Genomic DNA, 23215 nt, shown 5'->3' on the forward strand with positions numbered 1-23215 from the left:
GAACAGTTGATCACCAGGCCATGATGGGTTTTCCACTCGGCCGATAGTGACGTGACAGCCTGGTGATCAACCGTCCAACCTGGTCGTCACGGAACCAGGACGACCTTGCCCTGGTTGGCACGGCGTTCGATCACCGCGTGCGCGGCGGCCGCGTCGTCGAGGGCGAACTCGGCGTGCACGACGGGGTGCAGCAGACCGGAGGCATAGAACTGCCACACCTGCTGGCGCAGGTCCTCGTAGCGGGCGGGGTCGCGCTGGGCGAGCCGGCCGATACGGAAGCCGGTGAGCGTCTTGCCGCCTGCGAGCAGGTCACCGGTGTCGATGAGCCCGCCGCCGGTGCCGTAGGTGACCACCCGGCCGCCTTCGGCGAGCGCACCGAGGGTGGCGCCGAGACCGGTGCCACCGACACCGTCGAGGCTGAAGTCGGCCTGCTTGGCGTCGCGCAACCGGTCGTAGGTGACGACCTCGTCGGCGCCGAGACCGCGCACGAAATCAGCCTTGGCCAGGTCGGAGACCGCTGCGACGACCCAGTCGGCGCCGCGCACCCGCGCCAATTGAACGGCGAGGTGGCCGACACCACCGGCGGCAGCGGTGACCAGGGCGGTCTCACCGACCCGCGGCGCGGCGGTGTCGAGCGCGCCGAGGGCGACCAGACCACTGCGCATCAGGGCGACGGCGTCGACGGCGGACGCACCATCGGGAATCGCGGACGCCTGATCGGCGGGCAGCACGACATACTCGGCGTAGGCGTCAGCGCAGAGGCCGACGACGCGGTAGCCAGGGGCATACCCGTCGACGCCGTCACCCACCGCGACGACCTCACCGGCCACCTCGGCGCGCAACTCCTGCGGCACCTGCGCGCTGATCCGCCGGATCGCCGACAAGGTGACGCCGATCGCCTCGACCTTCACCAGCAGCTCACCAGGCCCGGCCACCGGCAGCTCGGCCGCGACGACCTCGAGCACCTCCGGACCACCGCTGCGCTCGTACCGAACTCGCCGCATGACACCTCCTGAGATTGAGCGAAGGCGCAACGGTAACCGGCCGAATGGGCGAAACCACAGCTCATGGGGTGGTGAGTGCGAAATCTCACCGCCGCTCCGGCGGTGCGGAGAGCACCTTCACGGCAGATTTACCCCGCACCGTGATGGCGGACGCGTGGGACACACCACACCGCCCGCCCTTGCCCGGCGTGTCGGTCCACCGTCGGGATCGGGTCAGGCCGCATGATCCACTTCCCCGCGACCGCGGCGCCCCGATCGCGGGTCCGCGCACTCCGATTCGGCTGCACCGCGGATACCGGACGCACGGCGTGATCTGCCGCCAACCGCAGCCGGGTGCATCACCCCACTCGGCGCGCGGTCCATCGCCTCGGCGTTCCGCACGCGACCCCACGGTGGCAACCCCTGGTCAGCGGGCCACCACGCGGCGTAGCGTGACGCGTATGGAGGCGACCTCCGAGGTGGTCATGGCGGCGCCCGCCCCGTTGCTCGCCGCGTTCATCGACCGCTATGTCGGCTATCGGATGACCGGCTACCCGCCCGGCCTGCACCGTGGCCTGCCGTCGCGGCACATGACCTTCATCGTCGCCGTCGGACCGCCGATCGACGTCGTCGCGCACACCGACCCGACACAGACTCCCGGCAGCTACCGATGCGTGTTGAGTGGGCTCCAGGCGAGCCCGGCGATGATCGCGCACACCGGATTCCAGGAGGGCGTCGCGATCGAGCTGACGCCGCTCGGCAGCCGGGTCCTGTTCGGCATGCCGGCTCGCGAGCTGTGGGACACCTCGATCGAATGCTCCGACGCGCAAAGACAATTGGGTGACCAACTGGCCGATGCCGTGCAGTCACAACGGGATTGGCCTGCCCGGTTCGCCGCCTGCGACACCGCACTCACCGCGGCCGCCCGCAACGGGAAACCCCCAGGCCCTGAACTCACCTGGGCCTGGCGCACCCTCGTCCGCACCGGCGGCACCTGCGAGATCACCCCGCTGGCCGAGCGGATCGGCTGGAGCCGCCAGCACCTCGCCCGCAAGTTCAGTGCCGAGTTCGGGGCGAGCCCCAAACTGGCGGCGCGGATCATCCGCTTCGAGCGGGCGCGGCGGATGCTGGCCAACACCCCGTCCTATGTCTCGATCGCCCAGGTCGCCGCCGCGTGCGGCTATTTCGATCAGGCGCACCTGAATCGCGACTTCGCCGAGCTGGCCGGATGCGCGCCCACCACCTGGCTGGCGGAGGAGATTCCATCCGTCCAAGACCCGAACGCCGAGGAGGCGCGGGGCTGAGGGCTATGACTACACCAACCGACACCACCGCGATCGTCTGGCCGGTCCTCGCCTTCGACGACGCGCGCGCCATGGTCGACTTCCTCACCGCCGCCTTCGGCTTCGAGCGGGTCGCAGTGTATGCCCGCGAGAACGACCCGTCGGTCGTCGAGCACGGCGAGCTGCGCTGGCCGGGCGGCGGCGGCATCATGTTCGGCTCCACCGGCCGCGACGACAGCCCGTTCGGCACCCGCCCCGCCGGAGTGGCCTCGCTCTACCTGGTCACCGACGAACCCGACGCCCTGTACGCCCGCGCAACGGCCGCGGGCGCCACTGTGATCCGCGAGCTGCGCGACGAGGACTACGGCTCGCGCGGGTTCACCGCCGCCGACCCCGAAGGCAACCTCTGGAGCTTCGGCACCTACCGCGGCGAGTGACCCGCTGAACAATATTTCCGCTTCGCCGTGACCCGACGCGAACCTCTCCGGCGCGCGTGAACCATCGACTACGTTGTTCGATGTTTCACCCGAGGATCCGCGCGTAACCAGGGAGTTGAGTCAATGGCGACCATCGAATATCTGCGGACCGACCCGGACTTACCTCCGGTCGGTGTCGTCGATCGCACGCCGATCACGCCCGCCAAGAAGGCCGTGTTCGCGGGGATCGCCGTGCTCGGCGCCATCGCCTGGGCGATCCTCGCGTTCGTCCGCGGCGAGTCGGTGAACGCGATCTGGATCGTCATCGCGGCGGTCTGTACCTACATCACCGCGTACCGCTTCTACGCCCGGTTCATCGAGTGGAAGATCACCAAGCCGCGCGACGATGTCGCCACCCCGGCCGAGATCTACGACAACGGCAAAGACTTCATGCCGATGGATCGGCGGGTGCTCTACGGACACCACTTCGCCGCGATCGCGGGTGCCGGACCGCTGGTCGGTCCCGTGCTGGCCGCCCAGATGGGCTACCTGCCCGGCACCATCTGGATCGTGATCGGCGTCGTGCTCGCCGGTGCGGTGCAGGACTATCTGGTGCTGTGGGCCTCGACCCGGCGCCGCGGCCGCAGCCTCGGGCAGATGGCGCGCGACGAGCTCGGCGCGGTCGGCGGTGTCGCGGCGATCGTCGCGATCCTGGCCATCATGACCATCCTGCTCGCGGTGCTGGCGCTGGTCGTCGTGAACGCGCTCGGCGAGAGCCCGTGGGGGGTGTTCTCCATCGCGATGACCATCCCGATCGCCCTGTTCATGGGCGTGTACCTGCGCTACCTCCGGCCGGGCAAGGTCGGCGAGGTGTCCGCGATCGGCATCGCGCTGCTGCTGGCCGCGATCGTCGGCGGCGGCTGGGTATCGGAAACCGAATGGGGCGCGGACTGGTTCACTCTCTCGCGCACCACCATCGCCTGGTGCCTGATCGCCTACGGATTCTTCGCCTCGGTGCTGCCGGTGTGGCTGCTGCTCGCCCCGCGCGACTACCTGTCGACATTCATGAAGGTCGGCACCATCGTGCTGCTCGCCGCGGGCATCCTCATCACCATGCCGGTACTGCAGGCACCCGCGGTGTCCGAATTCGCCCACACCGGAAACGGTCCGGCGTTCGCGGGCAGCCTGTTCCCATTCCTTTTCATCACCATCGCCTGCGGTGCGCTGTCCGGCTTCCACGCGCTGGTCTCCTCCGGGACGACGCCGAAGCTGCTCGCCAAGGAATCCAACGCCAAGATGATCGGCTACGGCGGCATGCTGATGGAGTCGTTCGTCGCGGTCATGGCGATCATCACCGCCTCGATCATCGATCAGCACCTGTACTTCGGGATGAACGCCTCGGCGGGCCTCACCGGCGGAACCCCGGAAACCGCAGCGGCGTACACGAATTCGCTCGGCCTTTCCGGCCCGCCCGCGACGCCGGAGCTGTTCGCCGACGCCGCCTCCGACGTGGGTGAGAACTCGATCATCTCGCGCACCGGCGGCGCGCCGACGCTGGCGGTCGGCATCTCCGAGGTGTTCCACCAGTTCCTCGGCGGCGAGTCGATGAAGGCCTTCTGGTACCACTTCGCGATCATGTTCGAGGCGCTGTTCATCCTCACCACCATCGACGCGGGCACCCGGGTCGCGCGGTTCCTGGTCTCGGACGCGCTGGGCAATGTGGGTGGCGGATTCCGCAAGTTCCGTGACCCGTCGTGGCGGATCGGCGCCTGGGTGTGCTCGCTGCTGGTCGTGGCGGGCTGGGGCAGCGTGCTGCTGATGGGTGTGAACGATCCGTTCGGTGGCATCAACGCGCTCTACCCGCTGTTCGGCATCGCCAACCAGCTGCTCGCGGCGATCGCGCTGACCGTGGTGCTGACCATCATCGTCAAGCGTGGCCAGTGGAAGTGGGCCTGGATTCCAGGTGTTCCGCTGGCCTGGGATCTGGTGGTGACGATGACCGCGTCCTGGCAGAAGATCTTCTCCGCCGATCCCAGGCTCGGCTTCTGGAAGCAGCACAGCATGTGTCAGGCCGCCAAGGACGCGGGCACGGGATGTCTGACCGCCAAGACCCCCGAGCAGGTCGATATCGCGATTCGCAACACCTTCATCCAGGGCACGCTCTCGATCGTGTTCGCCGTGTTGGTGCTGATCGTCGCGGTGGTCGGCGCGATCGTGTGCGCGCGGGCCATCCGCTCCGGCACGATCTCGAGCAGCGAGCCCGAGAATCAGCCGTCGAAGCTCTTCGCCCCCAGCGGTTTCATCGCGACCGCCGCGGAGAAGGACGTGCAGAAGGAGTGGGACGCGCTCATCGCCGAGGGTGAGGTGAAAGCGCCCGGATCGGCGCACGTGTCGTGAGTGTGCCGCGGGATGTGGACGGCCGATTCACCGGATCGGCCGTCCGTCCCCGTGCGGTCGCCTCACCCCGCGCGCTGCTGACCCGCCTGTGGGCGGGAGTGCGCGGGGTCGCCCGCTGGTACAGCGCGATCAACGGCGGCCAGGACTATCAGCGCTACGTCGACCACCTGCGCCGCACCCATCCAGGTTGCCCGATTCCCACCGAACGCCAGTACTGGCGCGACCGCTACGCCGAAGCCGAACGCAACCCGACCACCCGCTGCTGCTGACCCGCGGCGTGGGTCGTGTCCGATTTCCGCTAGCTTCGGGATCGCGGGCCGGGCATCGTGGAGGTCGTGACGGTGACGACGATGGATTTCGAGCGGTGCTACCGGGCCGTTTCCACCCGAGACGCCCGGTTCGACGGGCAGTTCTTCACGGCGGTGCGAACGACCGGTATCTACTGCAGACCGTCGTGTCCCGCGATCACGCCGAAGCGGGCGAATGTGTCGTTTCTGCCGACCGCGGCGGCGGCACAGCAGGCGGGGTACCGGGCGTGTCGCCGGTGCCTGCCCGATGCCGCGCCGGGCTCGCCGCTGTGGAATGTGCGGGCCGATCTGGCCGCGCGGGCCATGCGGCTGATCGGGGACGGGATGATCGAGCGGGGTGGCGTGCCCGCGCTGGCGGCGACGCTGGGATATTCGCAGCGTCAGCTCACCAGGGTGCTGACCACCGAGCTCGGGGCAGGCCCGCTCGCACTGGCCAGAGCCCATCGCGCGCACACCGCGCGGCTGCTGATCCAGACCACCGAGATGTCGATGTCGGATATCGCGTTCGCGGCGGGCTTCGCGAGCATCCGCCAGTTCAACGACACGGTGCGCGAGGTGTTCGCGGTGAGCCCGACCACCATGCGCACCGAATCGCGGCGCTCCCCCCGTTCGGACACGGTCGCACCGGCGACGCCGGGCGTGCTCACCCTGCGGCTGCCCTATCGCGAACCGCTGGACACCGGCTGGCTGGCCTGGTTCCTGTCGGCACACGCCGTGCCAGGAATGGAGACCTGGGACGACGGCGTCTACACCCGCAGCCTGCGCACTCCGCACGGTCACGCCACGGTCCGGCTGTCGTTCCAGCCAGGGCATGTCCGTGCCGAACTCGCCCTGCGGGACATGCGCGATCTGGCGCCGACCGTCGCCAGGGTGCGACATCTGCTCGATCTCGATGCCGATCCCCTCGGCATCGATTCGGCGTTGCGCGACGCGGCGATCGGCGGCACCGTGGCACCCGGCACCACAAGTGCCGGTCCCAGCACACCACGCCGTTGGGTCGCCGAGACCGGGAGCAACGGCGCCCGGCCCACCCCGGCGGTCGACGAACCCGCGAGCGAGACCGCGCGGCGAAGTGACGGCGGCGGCGCGGACGCGCAGGAGAGCCTCGACTCCGCGATCCCGGCTCGCGTGCCCGACTCTGCCGCGGTGTTCACCCCCGGCATCCGCGTGCCAGGCTGCCTGGACGGGCCGGAGTTACTGCTACGCACCATGATCGGCCAGCAGATCTCGGTGCGCGCGGCCGCGACACACACCACACGACTGGTCGACGCGCTCGGCGACCGGATCGACGGACCGGTGCCGCGACTGTTCCCGACCGCCGCCGCGGTCGCCGAGCACGGCGCCGAGGTGCTGACCGGACCGGCCCGCCGCATCGCGGCCATCGTGTCCGCGGCACGCGCCATCGCGGACGGCGAGCTGGTATTGCACGCCGGGCGTACCGCGGCCGAGCTGCGCCACGATCTGCTCGCGCTCGACGGGGTCGGGCCGTGGACGGCCGACTACGTCACCATGCGCACCCTGGCCGACCCCGACGTGCTGCTCGACACCGACCTGGTGGTCCGCCAGGGCGCGGCGCTGACCGGTGTCGACCTCGGCGACGCCGCCCGCTGGGCACCGTGGCGGTCCTACCTCTGCATGCACCTGTGGCGCGTGGCGCTGCTCCACCGTGGAGCGCTCCCCGCGCAATCCCTTCGACCCGAAAGCGAACCGTCATGACTGCCACTCCCGTCCGCGCCGATGTCGCCACCGTCGACACCCCGATCGGCCCGTTCACCACGGTCGTCGACACCGACGGCGCGGTACTGGCCTCGGGCTGGACCGCCGACCCGACCACACTGATCAGCATCGTGCACCCGGCGCTTCGACCCACCGAGCTACGGATTCGCGATTCGCTCGGCGCGGTGACCGATGCGGTACGCGAGTACCACGCCGGCGACCTGACCGTGATCGACACGGTCGCGGTCCGCCAGCGATCGGGCGAATTCCTCACCCACGCGTGGGACATCCTGCGGAAGGTGCCCGCGGGTGAGCCGGTCACCTACACGGAGTTCGCCGGCCTGGCGGGCAGGCCCGCCGCGACCAGGGCCGCGGCCAATGCCTGCGCCCGAAACGCGGCGGCGTTGTTCGTGCCGTGCCATCGGGTGCTGCGGATCGGCGGGGCGCTTGGTGGGTTCCGCTGGGGGCTCGGTGCCAAGCGTTGGTTGCTGGCGCACGAGGGTGTGCGGTAGGCCGGGGAGACCGCCCACAAATCGTGACATCCGGTCTATTCGCGACCGATCCGCCGATTTGTGCACGCCGAGCGCGGTTCACACACCACCAGTCCAGTGATTCCACTCTGGCTCTTTCGGAAGAATCCAGTTGGACCGATCCTGAACAGCATGCTTACTCGTCGCCTGGTGGCGCTCTACGTCGGTCTCTGGTTGTACGGGACGTCGATGGCGGTAATGATCAGGGCCGGGCTCGGGCTCGACCCGTGGGACGTCTTCCACCAGGGCGTGGCCGCGCACGTGCCGTTGAGCTTCGGCGTGGTGACCGCGCTGACCGGGGTCGCGGTCCTGCTCGTGTGGATCCCGTTGCGGCAGCGGCCCGGACTCGGGACCATCAGCAATGTGGTCGTGATCGCGATCGCGGTCGACGTGGGCCTGTGGCTGATCCCGGCCGCGGAATCGCTGTGGGTGCGGGTCGTCGCCATGCTGGTCGCGGTGGTCGTGAACGCGGCGGCGACCGTGCTCTACATCGGCGCGGGGATGGGGCCCGGCCCGCGCGATGGACTGATGACTGGACTGGTCGCTCGTACCGGCTGGCCCGTCTGGTCCGTTCGCACCGGGATCGAGGCCACCGTCCTCACCACCGGCTACCTACTCGGCGGCAGCGTGGGCGTCGGCACCCTGGTCTACGCCTTCGGGATCGGGCCGCTCATCCAGGTGATGATCCCGTATGTCGACGGCCGACTGCCGGGGTTCGCTCCTCGGCCGGCGGCGCAACCGGTCGCCGCGTGAACCGGGTCAGCCCCCGAGGAGCTGCTCGGTCAGCGCGCCGGTGACCCATTCCCGCCACTCCCGCGCCGACCATCCGCGCTCGCCGACCAGCAGCCCGTAGGTCTCGGGCGCGGTCAGAACGAGTGCGATATCGGCGCCACGTTCAATCGAAATACCTTCTCGCAAGGATGTTTTCGCGGCCAGCTCGGCGACGAGCCGGTGCTGCACCGCGCGCCGCTGGGCGATGTTGTTCCGCCAGATCTCGGCCAGTTCGGAGTCGGTGGCCGCGGCCGAGCGCACCACCTCGAGCAACGCTGCCACCCGTTCGTGGATCCGTGCCGCCGCCGCGACCTGGAGTCCGATCTGTTCGACGGGCGGTGCCGCGACAGCCTCGGCGAACCACGGCCGATCCATGGTCGCGACCGGCTCGGCGTCCCCGGCGATCTCGGTGTCGAGCAATTCGAGCAGGATCGCACGCTTCGTCGCGAAGGTGAAGTACAGCGACTGCACCGCCATACCCGCCTGTTCGGCGATCGCTTTCATCGTGGTCGCCGCGTAGCCACGCGCGATGAACAATTCCTTGGCCGCGGCGAGCATTCGGGCGCGATTGGCGCTGGTCTTGGCCGCGCGAACCCCGGCAGTGCGTTCGGTCATACCCCCGATCGTACTTGACTAGAGCGCAACTCCAGTGACACTCTCACTAGAGCATTACTCTAGTGAGAGGCGTTCGCATGTCCGGTTCCTTGTCCACACCTCGCGAGCGGGTAATCCTGCTCCTCATCACCGCCGTCGAACTCGTCGTCTTCCTCGACACCACCGTGCTCAACGTGGCACTGCCGACCATCGGCACCGACCTCGGCTTGACCGAATCCGGGCTCGGCTGGATCACCAACGCCTACCTGCTCGCGTTCGGCGGCTGCCTGCTGCTGGGCGGACGCACCACCGACCTACTCGGCGCGCGCCGGATGTTCGGCATCGGACTCGCGGTGTTCACCGTGGCCTCGGCGCTGGCCGGGCTGGCACCATCGGCGGCCGTGCTCATCGGCGCCCGAGCCGCACAGGGCGTCGGCGCAGCCCTGCTCATTCCCGCGCAACTCGCCCTGCTCACCGCGGTCTTCACCACCCCCGCGGCGCGTAATCGGGCCTTCGGAGTGTGGAGCGCCATGGGCGCCGCGGGTGCCGCGCTCGGCACCGCGCTCGGTGGCCCGCTCACCGATCTGTTCGGGTGGCCGTCGATCTTTCTGATCAACGTGCCGGTCGGGCTGCTCGCGTTCGCCGGGATCCGGCTGCTGCCCAGCGACACCCAGCACGCGGCCGCCGCCCTGCGCCGGCTCGATCTGCCCGGGGCGATCACCGGCACACTGTCGATGCTGCTGATCGGCTACGGCATCGGCGCGCTCGGCGCCCCGGACCAGGGTGGTCTCGCGGTCATCGCGCTCGGCGCAGGCGCGGCTCTGCTTGCGGCCTTCCTGCTGTTCCAGGCGCGCTCACCGCATCCGCTGCTGCCGCTGTCGATGTTCGGCATCGGCCAGGTGAGCGGCTCGGCACTGGTGAACTTCCTGGTCGGAGCCGCGCACGTGCCCGTGTTCGCGCTGCTCGCACTGTATCTGCAGCACACCCAGGACTACAGCCCCACGCTGTCCGGTCTGGCCGTTCTCCCGGTCGCGATCGTGAACATCATCGTCTCGCGCACCGCCCTGCCGAGGTTGCTCGACCGCTTCGGCGCCCGCTGGGTCCTGGCAGGCGGCCTCGCCCTGCAAACTCTGGCCATGCTGCTGTTCGCCAGGCTTCCCGAACACGCGAACTACGCCGTCGATGTGCTACCCGGCGCGATTCTGCTCGGCATCGGCCTGCCGGCGGCGTTCGTCGGCGTCACCCAACCCGCCGTCACCGCGGTCGGGCAGGGCGAAGCGGGCACGGCGGCCGGGATCGTGAACACGGCGGGCCGGATCGGTTCGGGTATCGGGGTCACGGCGCTGTTGCTGTTGGCACAGAAGGTGACCGAATCCACCACCGGCACAACAGAACTCGCCTACCGAACCGGATTGTCCGTGGCGTTCCTGGCCGCTGCCGCGTTGGCGGCCGCGGGTTCCGTCCTCGCCGTCGTGACCTTGCGCGCCGGGCACCACTCAGGCCACGGCGACCTCGAGGACCGACCCGGAACGACCACGGACGACGTGCAACCTGGTCGGGATACGCTGCCGCATCTCGTCGACGTGACTGACGACGCCGACGACGCGCCCGCCCGCCCGTAATTCGTCCAGCACACCCATCACCAAGTCGAGCGTATCGGCGTCGAGACTGCCGAAACCCTCATCGATGAACAAGGTGTCCAGCACCAGGCCACCCGCTTCGGCGGCGACCACGTCGGCCAGGCCCAGCGCGAGCGCCAGTGAGGCCATGAAGGTTTCGCCGCCGGAGAGGGTCTTCGCGGGCCGGACTGCGCCGGTGTAGTCGTCGCGGATGTCGAGGCCGAGGCCGCCGCGCCGGTTGCGTGGGCCCGCCTTGTCGGAGTGGACGAATTCGTATCGCCCACCGGACATCCGCCGCAACCGCGCCGAACCCGCGATCGCGACCTCCTCCAGACGAGCCGCGAGCACATAGGAACGCAACGACATACGGCGGATATTCTCCCCGCGACCCGCGACGACGTCGGCGAGCCGGTCCAGCTCGTCGAAGTCGCGCTGCCTCGGCGCCAGCCGCTCCACCTCGCCCCACAGCTGTGTGCCCAGCTGTTCGAGCTGGGTGACCCGCTCGGCCGCCGCAGCCTGCACCGCGACCGCGCTGGTGAGCGCGGTCTGTGCCTCGGCGAAGCGCTGTTCCAGCGCTGTCGGATCGGCGGGATGCTGCCCGGCGACCGCCTGGATCTGCGGTTCGGCCAGCACCGCTTCGGCGTGCGCGCGGGCCCGGTCGGCGGCGGTCAGTTCATCCTCGATGGCCGACCTGCGCTGCGCGGGCCGCGCGACGGCCGTCACCACCTCGGCGTAGGCCGTGAGCATGGCAACAGGGTCTCGGGGCACTGCCGGTTCGCCCTCTGGCTCAGGGTCGTCGGGCTCGGACTCCGGGCCACCGACCTCGTCGAAGACATCGAACAGAGTGGGCATCTCGGGCTCGGCGGCGACCGGCGCGCCGCGACCGGCACGTGATCGCGGGGCGTCCCCGTCGCCCACCGAGTCATCTCCCGGCACAGCTCGCATCCCGCCCGCTCGGGCCTTCGCGGCCGATTCAGCGTGCGACCCAGCGGCATTCATCGCTGGGTCGACCTCGAGCCCGGCTCCGGCGGCACCGGCCTCCCCACCCGAGACCGCCGCCTCGCCAGATGCGCACGGGTTGGCGCCGAACCCCGTCGCGGACGAGACAGCCGACTCGGAGCCGCTCGCCGACGGGACCGGCGCCACCATTCCCTCCGCCACGAAACCGGCGGCCTGCGCCAGCTTTTCGACCCGGTCGGCGATCCGCCGGACCGCCGCGCGCGCTGTCGACTCCTCGGCGCGGGCCGTACGCAGGGCGGTGGCCGCGGCGACGAGGGCCTCGAGCCTGCTCGTTCTGGCCTCGACGGTGCCATCGGCCCCCGCGGCGGTGCGCAGGCGCTCTTCGAGTTCCGCGAGGCGGGTCCGGGTGGCGGCGATGGTGGCGGTGACGGTGGCGAGGCGGGCATCGAGGTCGCGAGACCGCTCGTGCAGCTCGGCTTCCTCGGCTCGGAGATCGTCGAGCCGGCTGGTGAGCGCCGTGGCACGAGCGGCGGCATCGGCGGCGTCGTCGAAACGATGGGTGGCCCTACGCACGGCGTCCGCGAGCGAGACCGGGTCGGCGTCACCACCACGGGCGATCAGCGCCTCGATCTCGCGTTCGAGGACGCCGATGCGTTCGGCGATCCGATCGCGCGCGGCTTCGGCGGCTTGTTCGGCCGCGCTCGCGGCGTCCTCGGCCGCTTTCGACACCGCGTCCTCGGTGGCGCGCGCAGGGGCGGGATGCTCAGCCGACCCGCACACGGTGCACGGCGCGCCGACGACGAGGGCACCCGCGAGCTCGGCGGCCATGCCTGCCAGCCGACGTTTGCGCAGGTCGAGCACCATTTCTCTGGCATCGAGATGCTTACTCCGTGCGGCATCGAACTCGGCCCTCGCCTGCTCCACCGCCGGTCGCCGGGTGGACAACCCGACCGCCGCGGCCGCGGCATCCTGCCACTTCGCCAGCTCGGTCCGCAGCCCAGGCAGGGCCGCGGCGGCATCGGTCGCCGCCCGCACCTGCTCCCCGGCCGCCGCGACCGCGGCGGGCATCTCGGCTCGCCGCCGCGCCAGCACACCCGTCCGTTCGGTGAGCCGGGCCGCCTCGGATTCGCGCGCGACGAGATCGGCACCGAGCTGTGCCGCGAGCTCGGCGTCGGCCCGCACCTCGCCGAGCACACCGAGCTGCGCGTTCCACTGGCTCACCGCGCCGTCGAGATCACCGACGACATCGCGTACCACACCACCGCGCCCGCTCCCGGCCGTAGCCCCCTGGCCCTGGATCCCCGCCATGCTGCCCGGCGACCGTGCGCCGGCGGCCGGCTCGGAGCCATCGTGTTGTCCCTCGGCGATGGTCGCGGGGTGCGCGTCGTCGCCGACGACGACGGTGAGCACGTCGACTCCGGGAATATCCACTGCCGCTTCGGCGCTCAGCTGCGCGGCCAGCCTGGCGGCGGCAGTGCGGGTCGCCGATTCAGCGCGGCGCAGGAGCCGGACGGCGGAGCGGGCCTCGTCGATCGCCTGGACGACGGGCTCGGCGCGGCGGGCCTGGTCCAGTTCGTGTTCCAGGTCGGATCGGCGGGCGGCGCCCGCGGTGTACGCGGCCAGTTCCGCACGGGCGGCGACCATCCGGGCGTGCAGCTCGGCCACCCGGCGCTGAGTGTCGGCCACGGCCCGCGCTTCGGCCGATTCCTGGTGCCGCAGAGTGGCATTCGCGTTCGCCTCGGCCAGTTCGGTCCGTGCGATCGCGAGCAGTTCCTGCGACCAGGCGACGGCGTCGAGCACCCCGACCGACTCGGCGCCACGATAGCCCGCCGCCATGCCCACCATCGTGATCAGCCGGTCGATGCCCTGTTTGCGGGTGTCCAGGTCGGCGGAGGCCGCGCGGCGGCGGTCGGCCAGCCACTGTTCGGCGGTGCCGAAGCGCTGGGTGTCGAACAGTTTCTCCAGCAGCTTCTCGCGCTCTTCGTTCTCGGCGCACAGGAACCTGGCGAAATCGCCCTGCGGCAGCAGCACCACCTGGAAGAACTGTTCGGCGCTCATCCCGAGCAGCCGCAGCACCTCGTCACCGACATCGGTGATGCGGGACAGGTTCTCGCCGGAGCCGTCGAGCCACTCCAGGGTGGCCTTGGCCTGGATTTCGCGCAGCTTGGCGCTGTCGCGCAGACTCGGCCGCTCGAAGGCCGGGCTGCGGGTGAGCCGTAGGTGCCTGCCGCCCAGGGTCGCCTCCAGCGTCACCTGCGGCGGGGTCTGTGGATCGGCGTGATCGGAGTGCAGCCGCTTGGTTTCGCCGCGGGCACCGGGCACCCGGCCGTAGAGCGCGAAGGCGATCGCATCGAGGACGGTGGTCTTGCCCGCGCCGGTGTGGCCGTGCAGCAGGAACAGCCCGTCGATGCCGAGCGCGTCGAAATCGACGACCGTGGGCTCGGCGAACGGACCGAACGCGATCATCTCCAGCCGGTGCAGTCTCATGCCACCCCATCCGACACCACGCGCGACCCGGCCGCCGCGCCGATGCGCACCGGTCTCGCGGCACCGCACGGGCCGCCAGCGCTTCGCCCGCACCCGGCCCCGCCACGCGAAGGCGCGCCACGTCGGTGGTCTGCTCGCCGCCACCGGCTCACGACTCCACTTCGCCGACACTCGACCACGGCGCGCGCAAGCGGGTACCTGCTCACACCCCACCCCCACCGGCTCCCAGCACGCGCGGGCAGCTGGTCCGCCCGCTCATGCGATCGCTTCCGAGATCTCCGCCTCGGACCCCGCGTTCGTGCGCACCGTCTCGCTCTCGCTGACCGCGACCGCCAGCGCCCGTTCCACCCACGCCATCTCCCCCTCGCTCGGTTCGCCACGCACGTCGGTGAGGAAGCTCGCCGCGACCTCCACGTCGCGGCGGCCGTGCACCCGCTCGCGATAGCGCAACTCCGGATTGCCTTCCGGCCTGGCCCATTCCACGTGCACCGCGTGCGGGAACCGCGCGCGTAGCTTACGCATGGGATCGAGCGGGCGGGCGTTGTCGGTGAGAGTCGCCGAGACGTAGTGCTGTTCGGCCGCGGCCAATCCGGGATCGGTGAGCAGGTCGTCGAGAGTGCCGGTGAGCCTGCTGAGCCCGCGGACCAGCGGCAGCTCGTGTCGATGCGCCGCGGCCAGGCCGTCGGCGTCGAGGTCGACGATCCAGACCGCCTTGCGGTGGGAGTTCTCGGCGAACGAGTAGGGCAGCGGGGAACCGCTGTAGCGCACCGACTCCGACAGGGTCTGCGGCGAATGCAGATGGCCGAGCGCCACGTAATCGATGCCGTCGAAGGCCGACATCGGTACCGTCTCCACCCCGCCCACCGAGATGGACCGCTCCGATCCGGTGGCCTCACCGCCCACGACGAACGCGTGCGCGAGCACCACCGTGCGGGTGCCCGGCCGGGCCGCCAGATCGGCCCTGATCCGGCGCATCGCGGCGTCCAGGATCTCCGCGTGCGAGCGGGCCTGCGGCACACCGAGTTCGGCACGGGTGATCTCGGGTTCCAGATAGGGGATGCCGTAGAAGGCGACCTCACCGTGCGCGTCGGACAGCAGGACCGGCCGGTCGGCGTCGGCGACCCTGGTGCACAGGTGCAGCCCGCCCGCGGCGGCGAAGCTTGCGCCCGCGCCGAGCCGGGCGGGGGAATCGTGATTGCCCGAGGTGGCGACGATCCGCGCGCCCGCTGCCCTGATCTGCTCGAAACCCCGGTTGCACACCGCGATGGCGTCGGCGTTGGGGATCGAGCGGTCGTAGACATCGCCTGGCACGACCACCACATCGACCGATTCGGCGGCGACCAGTTCGGCGATCGAGGCGAGCACCCGCGTCTGATCGGCGAGCAGGTCGACACCGTGGAAGGTGCGCCCGATGTGCCAGTCGGAGGTGTGCAGGATCCGCATGCCGCGAAACTTAGGCCACCGCACCGACAGAATTCAATCGACGCACGACATCGGTGTCGTTCACCACGCCCGGATTGCCCGGTGATTGCAAGATTGTCGGTGCCCTCGGGCACTATCGCCGCTATGACCGCCTCGATGCTCGTCGCGCTCGTCTTGGTATTCGCTGCCGGGTTCGGTCTCGGCTGGTTGGGCCACACCGCCCGCGGTGGGCAACGCGCCGCCGTCGCGGAGGCGCGGCTGGCGGCGGCCGGTGACAATCAGCGGTTGCTGCAGCGGTCGCTGCAGGCTGCGAACGAGGACGCGGCGCGCAGGCATTCGGCCGCGGTCGGTGCCCTCGTCGACCCGTTGCGCGACGCGGTCGGCGCGCTGGAGCAGCACATCCGCCAGGTCGAGCACCACCGGATCGACGCCTATTCCGGGCTGCGCGAACAGGTCGCGGGCATGCAGCGCACCTCGCATCGGCTCTCCGATCAGACCGGTCAGCTGGTCGCGGCACTGCGCGCGCCGCAGGTGCGTGGGCGCTGGGGCGAGATCCAGCTGGAACGGGTGGTCGAACTGGCCGGGATGACAAGGCACTGCGATTTCGACACCCAGGTGCACCGCGCGGGCGGCGACACGCCCGGGGTGCGCCCCGACCTGGTCGTGCGGCTGGCAGGTGGCCGCCACATCGTGGTCGACGCCAAGGTCCCGTTCACCGCCTACCTCGACGCCGCGACCACCGACGACCCCGCCGCCCGCGACCGCCTGCTGGCCCGGCACGCCAAACACCTGCGCGGCCACGTCGACCAGCTGGCCGACAAGGCCTACTGGGCAGCCTTCGACCCAGCACCGGAATTCGTGGTGCTGTTCGTACCGGGCGACCCATTCCTCGATGCCGCTCTCACCACCGACGCGGGGCTGCTCGAGTACGCCTTCGGCCGCAATGTGATCCTGGCGACGCCGACCACGTTGATCGCGCTGCTGCGCACCGTCGCGTTCAGCTGGCGGCAGGAAGCGCTCTCCCGCGATATGGCAACGGTGCAGCAATTGGGTAAGGAGCTCTACACCAGGGTCGGCAAGGTGGCCGAGCACCTGGACACACTCGGCGTGAATCTCGGTAAGGCGGTAGCGGCTTTCAACGCGACGGTCGGTTCGGTGGAGTCGCGGGTGCTGGTCACGGCCCGGCGCATGCACGATCTCGGGATCGCCGATCAGGAACTGCCGGCAATCCGGCGGACCGAGACCAGACCGCGGGTCGTGGCCTTCGCCGACGCCGACGATCGACTTTGAGATCCCGTGCCGCAACGTCCACCGGCGCGATGTGCGGTTAGTGTCATGGGGTGGCTGCTTCCCAACGTGCGCGACCCCGGGTGCCCGCGCCGCAACGATCGATCGTGCCCTCGGTGCCCGGCATTCCCGCCGGTGCCGCGATCGCGCTTGCCGCTGGCCTGACCGCGATCGGCTTCGTGATCGACGCGATCGGTGGCGAGAGCTACCCCACCGGCACGTTCTCCGCGCTGTATGTCCTCGGCTGTGTGCTGGCGGTGTGCGCGGTGCGGTTCCGCGGACTGTTCTCGGCGATGGTGCTGCCGCCGCTGCTGCTGTTCGTCGCGGTGCCGGTGGCCTGCCAGCTGCTCGGCGGCCGGGCCACCACGTCCATCAAGGACATCCTGATGAACCTGGTCATCCCGCTGGTGGAACGCTTCCCCACGATGATGCTGGCCACGGCGCTCGTGCTCGCGATCGGTGGGGCCAGGATCGCGATCGCCAAGCGCGCGCCCGCCACCGCGCGCCCCGGCGTCGCCGATCGCCGCGGCGCGCGCAAGACCGAACGCAAGACCAGCACCCGCCGCCGACCCGGCGCCGACCTCGACGACACCGGACCGAGGCGGGCCCGCCGCACCCCGCCACTGGACGACCTCGACACCGCCGTCGACATGGCGAGCCCGGCCCGTCGTCCCCAGCGCGCCAAGCGGGCGCCCGACAAACAGCGCGCGGCCGCCGAGCCCAAGCGGACACCGACCGCGGCCCGCGCCCAGCGCGCCGCCCAACGCGAACCCGAACCGGCCCGCACCCCACGCAGGCGTCCCGAAGCCGCGCCGCATCCGCAACCGACCGTGCGCTACCGGGACCGCGCCGACACCGGCCGAACCGAACGCCGCAGGCCGGAGAACTCCTGAGAAAGCGAACGATCCCCGTCGCGAGCGCGGCGGGGATCGAACGTGTCGGTCGGTGTCAGCGACGGGCGGCGCGCAGCTCCCTCGGCAGGGCGAACACCAACGTCTCGTTGGCCGTTGTCACCGGCTGCACCTCGCCGAAGCCGTGCTCGGCGAGCAGGTCGAGCACACCGGTCACCAGGATCTCCGGCACCGACGCGCCCGAGGTGATCCCGATCGTGCGCACGCCGTCGAGCCAGGCCAGGTCGACCTCACGGGCGTAGTCGACCAGGTGGGCGGCGCCGGCGCCGGCGCCGAGCGCGACCTCGACCAGCCGCACCGAGTTCGACGAGTTGCGCGAACCGACCACGATCACCAGATCGCATTCGGGCGCCATCGCCTTGACCGCGGTCTGCCGGTTGGAGGTGGCGTAGCAGATGTCGTCGCTGGGCGGGTCCTGCAGCGTGGGGAACCGCTCGCGCAGCCGGTTCACCGTCTCCATGGTCTCGTCGACCGAGAGGGTGGTCTGCGACAGCCAGATCACCTTCGACGGGTCGCGCACGGTCACCTTGTCCACCGAGTCGGGGCCGTCGACGAGCTGCACGTGCTCGGGCGCCTCGCCCGCGGTGCCTTCGACCTCCTCGTGGCCTTCGTGGCCGATCAGCAGGATGTCGTAGTCGTCGCGGGCGAACCGCTTGGCTTCCTGGTGCACCTTGGTGACCAGCGGGCAGGTGGCGTCGATGGTGCGCAGGTTCCGTTCGGCGGCGGTCTCGTGCACGATCGGCGCGACGCCGTGCGCGGAGAACACGACGAGCGCGCCCTCCGGCACCTCGTCGGTCTCGTCGACGAAGATCACGCCGCGCTCGCGTAGCGTCTCGACCACGTGCCGGTTGTGCACGATCTCCTTGCGGACGTAGATGGGGGCGCCGTGCTTGTCCAGCGCCTTCTCCACCGTCTCGACGGCACGGTCGACGCCTGCGCAGTAGCCGCGCGGCTCGGCCAGCAGTACGCGCTTGCCACCGGTGGCCGCCGCGCCCGCCGAGCGCGCGATACCGACGTTCAAGGGGATTGCCGAGGTCATATCCCACAGCTTACGTGCGCGGTACCGGGCGGATCAGGGCGGATCGAAGGACGTGGGTCACATCCTGGCGGTCTCGACCTTTGCATCACACGCGGTTTGCGGCAGGCTGGGACCATGTTCCAGCCTCCGTTCCTGGCCAGGGTCGCCGCGGGCGCCGCGGTCTACGCGTGGGAAGAGACCCGGCGGTTACCCACCGCCGCGGTGAACTTCCCGATCTCCGCGATCAGCCGTGTGCTCCAGACGACCATGCATGTGCAGCAATTCGTCACCAGTCTCGCGCTCAAGGGCGATGGCGTCTTCGAACGTCTCGGTTCGGCGCCGCAGGAGCAGCCTGCGTGGGCCACCTTCGACGAGGACCTCGCGCCGGAGCCCGCCGTCACCACCAACGGTCACGCCAGCCGCTTCGATCTCTCCACCGAGGACGCGCGGGCCGCCGGCTCGCCGGAGCCCGCCTCGGTGCTGGTGCTCGAAGCCGACGAGACCGAAGAGACCGAGGAGGAGGCCGCCGCGGAGCCGCAGGCCCCCGAGGTCGCCATCCGCTACGACTACCCGGCCATGACGCTGGCCCAGCTGCGCGCCAGGCTGCGGATGCTCACCGTGGAGGAGCTGGCCCAGCTGCTGGCCTTCGAGCAGCAGACCCGCGCCCGCGCGCCCTTCGTCACCATGCTGACCAACCGGATCGCCACCGTCCAGGCGCAGTAGCCCCCTGTCTCACCGTGGCCGCGACCGACACGGTCGCGGCCACTTTTGTTTGTGTCGGTACCGCCGCGTATACCTACAGACATGACTGAGGACGGCTCCGGCGCTGCCGCGCAGACCGGCGTACCGGGCAGTTCGGCGGAGCAGCCGTGGCCGGTGCGCTCGATCGCGGTGAAGGTGGCGCAGTGGATCGATCGGCTCGGCAGTGTCTGGGTGGAGGGCCAGCTCACCCAGATCAATCTGCGGCCAGGCGCCCGCACCGCCTTCCTCGTACTGCGCGATACCTCGGCCGATATGTCACTGTCGGTGACCTGCGACCCGGATCTGCTGCGGCGCAGCCCCGTTCCGCTCACCGAGGGCAGTCGCGTGGTCGTGTACGGCAAGCTGCAGTTCTTCACCGGCCGCGGCACCCTGTCGCTGCGGGTCACCGAGATCCGCCCGGTCGGCATCGGGGAACTGCTCGCGCGGATCGAGCGGCTCAAGGCCCTGCTGGCCGCGGAGGGCCTGTTCGACGCGCGGCGCAAACGGCCGCTGCCGTTCCTGCCCGGCACCGTCGGGCTGATCACCGGGCGCGGCGGCGCCGCCGAACACGACGTCCTGACCGTCGCCCAGAACCGATGGCCCGCAGTGCGTTTCGTCGTCAAGAACACCGCGGTGCAGGGCCCGACCGCGGTGCCTCAGATCCTGGACGCACTCACCGCGCTCGATCGCGACCCGGCCGTCGACGTGATCGTGCTCGCCCGTGGCGGCGGCAGCACCGAGGACCTGCTGCCGTTCTCCGACGAGGCGCTGTGCCGGGCCATCGCCGCCGCGACCACCCCGATCGTCAGCGCCATCGGCCACGAACCCGACTCGCCCCTGAGTGATCTCGTGGCCGACGTGCGCGCCGCGACACCCACCGACGCAGCCAAGCGCGTCGTCCCCGATGCCGCGTCCGAACTCGCAGGCGTGCGCGAGCTGCGCGCCCGCTCGGCCGCCGCCCTGCGCGGCTGGGTGCAGCGCGAGAGCCATCTCATCGCCCAGCTGCGTTCGCGTCCCGTGCTCGCCGATCCGCTGCGCGAACTACGGCATCGCCAGGACGAGGTGGAACGTCTGCGTGCGGCGGCCCGCCGCACGGTGGAGCAGACCCTGCGCACCGAGTCGACCGCCACGACGCACCTGCGCGAGAAGCTCACCGCCGTCGGTCCCGCCGCCACGCTGGCCCGTGGCTACGCTGTCGTGCAGCGCGTCGCCGGGCCGCAACGTCACGTCGTCCGCTCGATCGACGACGCGCCCGCGGGCAGCCAGCTGCGCGTTCGCGTCGCCGACGGCGCGGTGAGCGCGGCCGCCCTCGGCACCCAGCGCTTGACACCGACCACCGACCAGGGGAGATGACCGTGCCCGACGCCGGTTCCGAGAACGACACCATCGCCGAGATCGCCGGGTTCGGCTACGAACGCGCCCGCGACGAGCTCGTCAACGTGGTGAAGATGCTCGAACAGGGCGGACTCGACCTCGACGACTCGCTCGCCCTGTGGGAGCGCGGCGAAGCCCTCGCCACCCGGTGCGAGCAGCACCTCGCCGGTGCCAGGCAGCGTGTGGAGGCCGCCATCGCGCACGCCGAGCCCAACGCGGACTGAACCGCCGGGTTACCGGGAGAAATTTCGCCTTTACGCCGCCGAAACACGGGCCGGGCACGCTGGTCGGCGTTGGTCAGCGAGCTGGAGGCGCCGTGCAAGTTCTCGTCGACGGAAGATCACGCGCCGAGGTGATCGCGGGGCTGTGCGGTGAGCTGGGCGGGATCGCGCACTCCACCGACACCCGCAAGCTGCGCACCAAGAGCCGCGACCGGTTCACCGAGAATCCCGCCCTGCGTGGACTGCTGCGCGGCCGCAATGCCGAGATCTTCATCGCACCGCGCGACAAGGACGAACTGCGCACCGCGGTGGCCGCCTGCGCCAGGCACCGTGTCCCGATCACGGTGCGCGGCGCTGGCTCAGGTCAGTTCGGTCAGGGGGTGCCGCTCAACGGTGGCGCGGTGATCGATGTCACCGCGCTGACCGGCGTGATCGGCTGGCACGGCGAGCACGGCAGGCGACTGCCGACCACGGTGCGCGCCCGCACCGGGACCGTCGTCGCCGATATCGATGCCACGATCCGCCCGTCGGGGTGGGAGCTCAGGATGCACCCGTCCACGGCGCAGCGGGCCACGGTCGGCGGCTATATCGCGGGCGGGCACGCGGGCATCGGCAGCTGCCAGTGGGGCATCCTGCGCGATACCGGCAACATCACCGCGCTGGAGGTGATGACGGTGGAGGAGCATCCGCGCCTGATCGAGCTGCGCGGGCGCGATGTGAACAGCGTGCACCACGCCTACGGCGCCAACGGCATCATCACCGAGGTCGAGCTGCCGGTGGCGCCGGCCTGGGAATGGCATGAGCTGGTGATCACCTTCCCCGAGTTCGAGCAGGCCGCCCGGTTCTCGGTCGACATCTGTCACAGCGACGGGGTGCTCAAGAAGGTCGTCTCGCCGCACGCGCATCCGCTGCCGCGGTATTTCCCCGGGCTCGCCGGGTTGGTGCCCGACGGCGAGGCGATGGTGCTGCTGATGGCGGCGGTGCAATCGGTCACCGAGGTGGAGGACCTGGTGCGCGCCAACGGCGGCCGGATCCGCTACCGCTGTCTGGAGGGCAAGGGCGCCTACGGTGTGCCGCTGTACGAGTTCACCTGGGGTCATTCGCTGCTGCACTATCAGCGTCACGACGAACGCCTGGTCGGGCTGATGGCGCTGTACCCGACGACGGATCTGTACGAGTCGATCGTGCGGGTGCACCGCGAGTTCGCCGACCTCGGCCCGCTGCATGTGGAGTTGAAGCGGATCGACGGCGGCGTGTCCTGTCAGGGCTCACCGGTCTTCGCGTTCGAGAGCCGCGCGCACCTGGCCGAGGTCACCGAACGTTTGCAGCGGGCCGGACTGTCGGTGGCCAACCCGCACACCCCGGTGCTCGGCGCGGGTGGGATGAAGCCGTGGGGCCCGAAGGAGGCGAGCTTCAAGCGGGAATTCGACCCCTACGGCCTGCTGGCCCAGGGCAAGCTCGACGATGTCGTCGCCACCGAGCTGCGCACCTCGACGGCGCTGCCCAACAACGGCTGGTCCTACCGGCTGACCGGCTGACTACGACTTCGCCAGCGGCTGCGCGGTGGTGACCGCCTCGGCCAGGGTGGTGAAGGCGGCCTCGTCGCCCGCGCCGGTGATCAGGATCCGCACGTCGCCGAGGTCGGCGATCCAGGCCGGTTCTTCGATGGGGTCGGTGTAGAGCACCCACTTCTGGCCGGCGACGTCGGTGGTCCCGGTGGCGTAGCGGGAACCGAGCACGTGCCTGGCGAGTGCGACCTCGGTGGCCGAGGACTGCGAGTAACGCAGGTAGGTGGACTGCGGGGTCAGGTAGCCGATGGTGCTCACCGGGCCGCCGCCGTCGGCGACGATGGTGTCGCGACTGCCCGAGTTCGACACCCAGCCCTCGGGCAGCGCGGGTTGGCGGATCGGGAACGACAGCGATTCGGCGTCGGAGCGCAGGGCGGCGTCGGCGTCGAAGTGCGGGATCTGACCCTGGGTCGGGCCGTTCGTCGCCACCGAGCACTGGCTCGCCGCGCCGGCCAGCACGATCGAGATCAGCACCAACGGGATCAGCGACCAGAACAGGTCGCGATAGTCGTTGAAGATCCGGTGTTTCTGCTGGGCCACGGCTACCAGTATCCACTCGGGTCAGGTCGGGCCGTCCACGGGGCATGGCAGGAGTCGTGCACGGCCGTG

At 70.5% G+C, this 23215-nt stretch carries 19 protein-coding genes and 1 pseudogene; 14 read left to right on the forward strand and 6 right to left on the reverse strand.

Going from position 1 to position 23215, the window contains the following annotated elements; translation table 11 throughout:
* Nucleotides 1-86 precede the first annotated feature (86 nt).
* Nucleotides 87-1004: a quinone oxidoreductase family protein gene (locus ACFOW8_RS11660; protein ID WP_378549893.1), complete on the reverse strand. Its 918-nt coding sequence runs from the start codon at nt 1002-1004 to the stop codon at nt 87-89.
* Nucleotides 1005-1444: 440 nt separating this feature from the next.
* Between ACFOW8_RS11660 and ACFOW8_RS11665 the strand changes: the two genes are divergently transcribed.
* The 7 genes from ACFOW8_RS11665 to yczE all read left to right on the forward strand — a co-directional run bounded on the left by ACFOW8_RS11665 (nt 1445) and on the right by yczE (nt 8386).
* Nucleotides 1445-2287 carry an AraC family transcriptional regulator gene (locus ACFOW8_RS11665; RefSeq protein ID WP_378549896.1) on the forward strand — a complete coding sequence of 281 codons (843 nt, stop codon included), beginning with the start codon at nt 1445-1447 and terminating at the stop codon, nt 2285-2287.
* Between the two features lie 5 nt (nt 2288-2292).
* Nucleotides 2293-2703 carry a VOC family protein gene (locus ACFOW8_RS11670; protein WP_378549899.1) on the forward strand — a complete coding sequence of 137 codons (411 nt, stop codon included), beginning with the start codon at nt 2293-2295 and terminating at the stop codon, nt 2701-2703.
* A 123-nt stretch (nt 2704-2826) separates the two neighbouring features.
* The gene (locus ACFOW8_RS11675; protein ID WP_378549902.1) at nt 2827-5079 is read left to right on the forward strand and encodes a carbon starvation CstA family protein; all 2253 of its coding nucleotides are present in this window, start codon (nt 2827-2829) and stop codon (nt 5077-5079) included.
* Nucleotides 5080-5177: 98 nt separating this feature from the next.
* Nucleotides 5178-5348 carry a YbdD/YjiX family protein gene (locus ACFOW8_RS11680; protein ID WP_378550722.1) on the forward strand — a complete coding sequence of 57 codons (171 nt, stop codon included), beginning with the start codon at nt 5178-5180 and terminating at the stop codon, nt 5346-5348.
* Nucleotides 5349-5429: 81 nt separating this feature from the next.
* Entirely contained in the window at nt 5430-7103 is a 1674-nt protein-coding gene (locus tag ACFOW8_RS11685; RefSeq protein WP_378550724.1) for a DNA-3-methyladenine glycosylase 2 family protein, read from the forward strand.
* Nucleotides 7100-7615: a methylated-DNA--[protein]-cysteine S-methyltransferase gene (locus ACFOW8_RS11690; RefSeq protein ID WP_378549905.1), complete on the forward strand. Its 516-nt coding sequence runs from the start codon at nt 7100-7102 to the stop codon at nt 7613-7615. The genes ACFOW8_RS11685 and ACFOW8_RS11690 overlap by 4 nt, the downstream gene beginning before the upstream one ends.
* 150 nt (nt 7616-7765) lie before the next feature.
* Nucleotides 7766-8386, forward strand: a complete 621-nt coding sequence (gene yczE / locus ACFOW8_RS11695) for a membrane protein YczE (RefSeq protein ID WP_378549908.1) — start codon at nt 7766-7768, stop codon at nt 8384-8386.
* A 6-nt stretch (nt 8387-8392) separates the two neighbouring features.
* Here yczE and ACFOW8_RS11700 read toward each other — a convergent pair whose 3' ends face one another.
* Nucleotides 8393-9019 (reverse strand): TetR/AcrR family transcriptional regulator, encoded by a 627-nt coding sequence (locus ACFOW8_RS11700; RefSeq protein WP_378549911.1) that lies wholly within the window; start codon nt 9017-9019, stop codon nt 8393-8395.
* Nucleotides 9020-9096: 77 nt separating this feature from the next.
* On the opposite strand from ACFOW8_RS11700, the pseudogene ACFOW8_RS11705 reads away from it, so the two are divergent.
* Nucleotides 9097-10320, forward strand: a pseudogene (locus tag ACFOW8_RS11705) (MFS transporter); the annotation flags it as partial.
* Between the two features lie 174 nt (nt 10321-10494).
* Here ACFOW8_RS11705 and ACFOW8_RS11710 read toward each other — a convergent pair.
* On the reverse strand, nt 10495-14064 hold the full coding sequence (locus tag ACFOW8_RS11710; RefSeq protein ID WP_378549914.1) for an AAA family ATPase: 3570 nt from the start codon (nt 14062-14064) through the stop codon (nt 10495-10497).
* Between the two features lie 255 nt (nt 14065-14319).
* Nucleotides 14320-15507, reverse strand: a complete 1188-nt coding sequence (locus ACFOW8_RS11715) for an exonuclease SbcCD subunit D (RefSeq protein WP_378549917.1) — start codon at nt 15505-15507, stop codon at nt 14320-14322.
* A 123-nt stretch (nt 15508-15630) separates the two neighbouring features.
* On the opposite strand from ACFOW8_RS11715, the gene ACFOW8_RS11720 reads away from it, so the two are divergent.
* The gene (locus ACFOW8_RS11720) at nt 15631-16776 is read left to right on the forward strand and encodes a DNA recombination protein RmuC (RefSeq protein WP_378549919.1); all 1146 of its coding nucleotides are present in this window, start codon (nt 15631-15633) and stop codon (nt 16774-16776) included.
* 50 nt (nt 16777-16826) lie between these two features.
* The gene (locus tag ACFOW8_RS11725) at nt 16827-17666 is read left to right on the forward strand and encodes a DUF6542 domain-containing protein (RefSeq protein ID WP_378549922.1); all 840 of its coding nucleotides are present in this window, start codon (nt 16827-16829) and stop codon (nt 17664-17666) included.
* 55 nt (nt 17667-17721) lie between these two features.
* Here the strand turns inward: ACFOW8_RS11725 and ACFOW8_RS11730 are convergent, their stop codons facing one another.
* Complete coding sequence (locus tag ACFOW8_RS11730) at nt 17722-18723, reverse strand: 4-hydroxy-3-methylbut-2-enyl diphosphate reductase (protein WP_378549925.1); 1002 nt, start codon at nt 18721-18723, stop codon at nt 17722-17724.
* Nucleotides 18724-18837: 114 nt separating this feature from the next.
* On the opposite strand from ACFOW8_RS11730, the gene ACFOW8_RS11735 reads away from it, so the two are divergent.
* From ACFOW8_RS11735 to ACFOW8_RS11750, 4 genes are all read left to right on the forward strand, one after another.
* Nucleotides 18838-19425, forward strand: a complete 588-nt coding sequence (locus ACFOW8_RS11735) for a lipid droplet-associated protein (RefSeq protein WP_378549928.1) — start codon at nt 18838-18840, stop codon at nt 19423-19425.
* A gap of 81 nt (nt 19426-19506) precedes the next feature.
* Nucleotides 19507-20796 (forward strand): exodeoxyribonuclease VII large subunit, encoded by a 1290-nt coding sequence (gene xseA, locus ACFOW8_RS11740; protein WP_378549931.1) that lies wholly within the window; start codon nt 19507-19509, stop codon nt 20794-20796.
* The gene (locus ACFOW8_RS11745; protein WP_378549934.1) at nt 20793-21041 is read left to right on the forward strand and encodes an exodeoxyribonuclease VII small subunit; all 249 of its coding nucleotides are present in this window, start codon (nt 20793-20795) and stop codon (nt 21039-21041) included. The genes xseA and ACFOW8_RS11745 overlap by 4 nt, the downstream gene beginning before the upstream one ends.
* A gap of 92 nt (nt 21042-21133) precedes the next feature.
* A complete protein-coding gene (locus ACFOW8_RS11750) occupies nt 21134-22576 on the forward strand; it encodes an FAD-binding oxidoreductase (protein ID WP_378549937.1) in 1443 nt (480 codons plus the stop codon).
* Here ACFOW8_RS11750 and ACFOW8_RS11755 read toward each other — a convergent pair whose 3' ends face one another.
* Nucleotides 22577-23146 (reverse strand): DUF4245 domain-containing protein, encoded by a 570-nt coding sequence (locus tag ACFOW8_RS11755; RefSeq protein ID WP_378549940.1) that lies wholly within the window; start codon nt 23144-23146, stop codon nt 22577-22579.
* Nucleotides 23147-23215 lie beyond the last annotated feature (69 nt).

The organism is Nocardia rhizosphaerae (assembly GCF_042650365.1).
Taxonomy (GTDB): Bacteria; Actinomycetota; Actinomycetes; order Mycobacteriales; family Mycobacteriaceae; genus Nocardia; species Nocardia rhizosphaerae.

Bases quoted from the DNA above. Each gene is read 5' to 3' on its own strand.
- ACFOW8_RS11660 (WP_378549893.1), bottom strand. From the start codon at position 1,004: ATGCGGCGAGTTCGGTACGAGCGCAGCGGTGGTCCGGAGGTGCTCGAG.
- ACFOW8_RS11665 (WP_378549896.1), top strand. From the start codon at position 1,445: ATGGAGGCGACCTCCGAGGTGGTCATGGCGGCGCCCGCCCCGTTGCTC.
- ACFOW8_RS11670 (WP_378549899.1), top strand. From the start codon at position 2,293: ATGACTACACCAACCGACACCACCGCGATCGTCTGGCCGGTCCTCGCC.
- ACFOW8_RS11675 (WP_378549902.1), top strand. From the start codon at position 2,827: ATGGCGACCATCGAATATCTGCGGACCGACCCGGACTTACCTCCGGTC.
- ACFOW8_RS11685 (WP_378550724.1), top strand. From the start codon at position 5,430: ATGGATTTCGAGCGGTGCTACCGGGCCGTTTCCACCCGAGACGCCCGG.
- ACFOW8_RS11690 (WP_378549905.1), top strand. From the start codon at position 7,100: ATGACTGCCACTCCCGTCCGCGCCGATGTCGCCACCGTCGACACCCCG.
- yczE (WP_378549908.1), top strand. From the start codon at position 7,766: ATGCTTACTCGTCGCCTGGTGGCGCTCTACGTCGGTCTCTGGTTGTAC.
- ACFOW8_RS11700 (WP_378549911.1), bottom strand. From the start codon at position 9,019: ATGACCGAACGCACTGCCGGGGTTCGCGCGGCCAAGACCAGCGCCAAT.
- ACFOW8_RS11710 (WP_378549914.1), bottom strand. From the start codon at position 14,064: ATGAGACTGCACCGGCTGGAGATGATCGCGTTCGGTCCGTTCGCCGAG.
- ACFOW8_RS11715 (WP_378549917.1), bottom strand. From the start codon at position 15,507: ATGCGGATCCTGCACACCTCCGACTGGCACATCGGGCGCACCTTCCAC.
- ACFOW8_RS11720 (WP_378549919.1), top strand. From the start codon at position 15,631: ATGACCGCCTCGATGCTCGTCGCGCTCGTCTTGGTATTCGCTGCCGGG.
- ACFOW8_RS11730 (WP_378549925.1), bottom strand. From the start codon at position 18,723: ATGACCTCGGCAATCCCCTTGAACGTCGGTATCGCGCGCTCGGCGGGC.
- ACFOW8_RS11735 (WP_378549928.1), top strand. From the start codon at position 18,838: ATGTTCCAGCCTCCGTTCCTGGCCAGGGTCGCCGCGGGCGCCGCGGTC.
- xseA (WP_378549931.1), top strand. From the start codon at position 19,507: ATGACTGAGGACGGCTCCGGCGCTGCCGCGCAGACCGGCGTACCGGGC.
- ACFOW8_RS11745 (WP_378549934.1), top strand. From the start codon at position 20,793: ATGACCGTGCCCGACGCCGGTTCCGAGAACGACACCATCGCCGAGATC.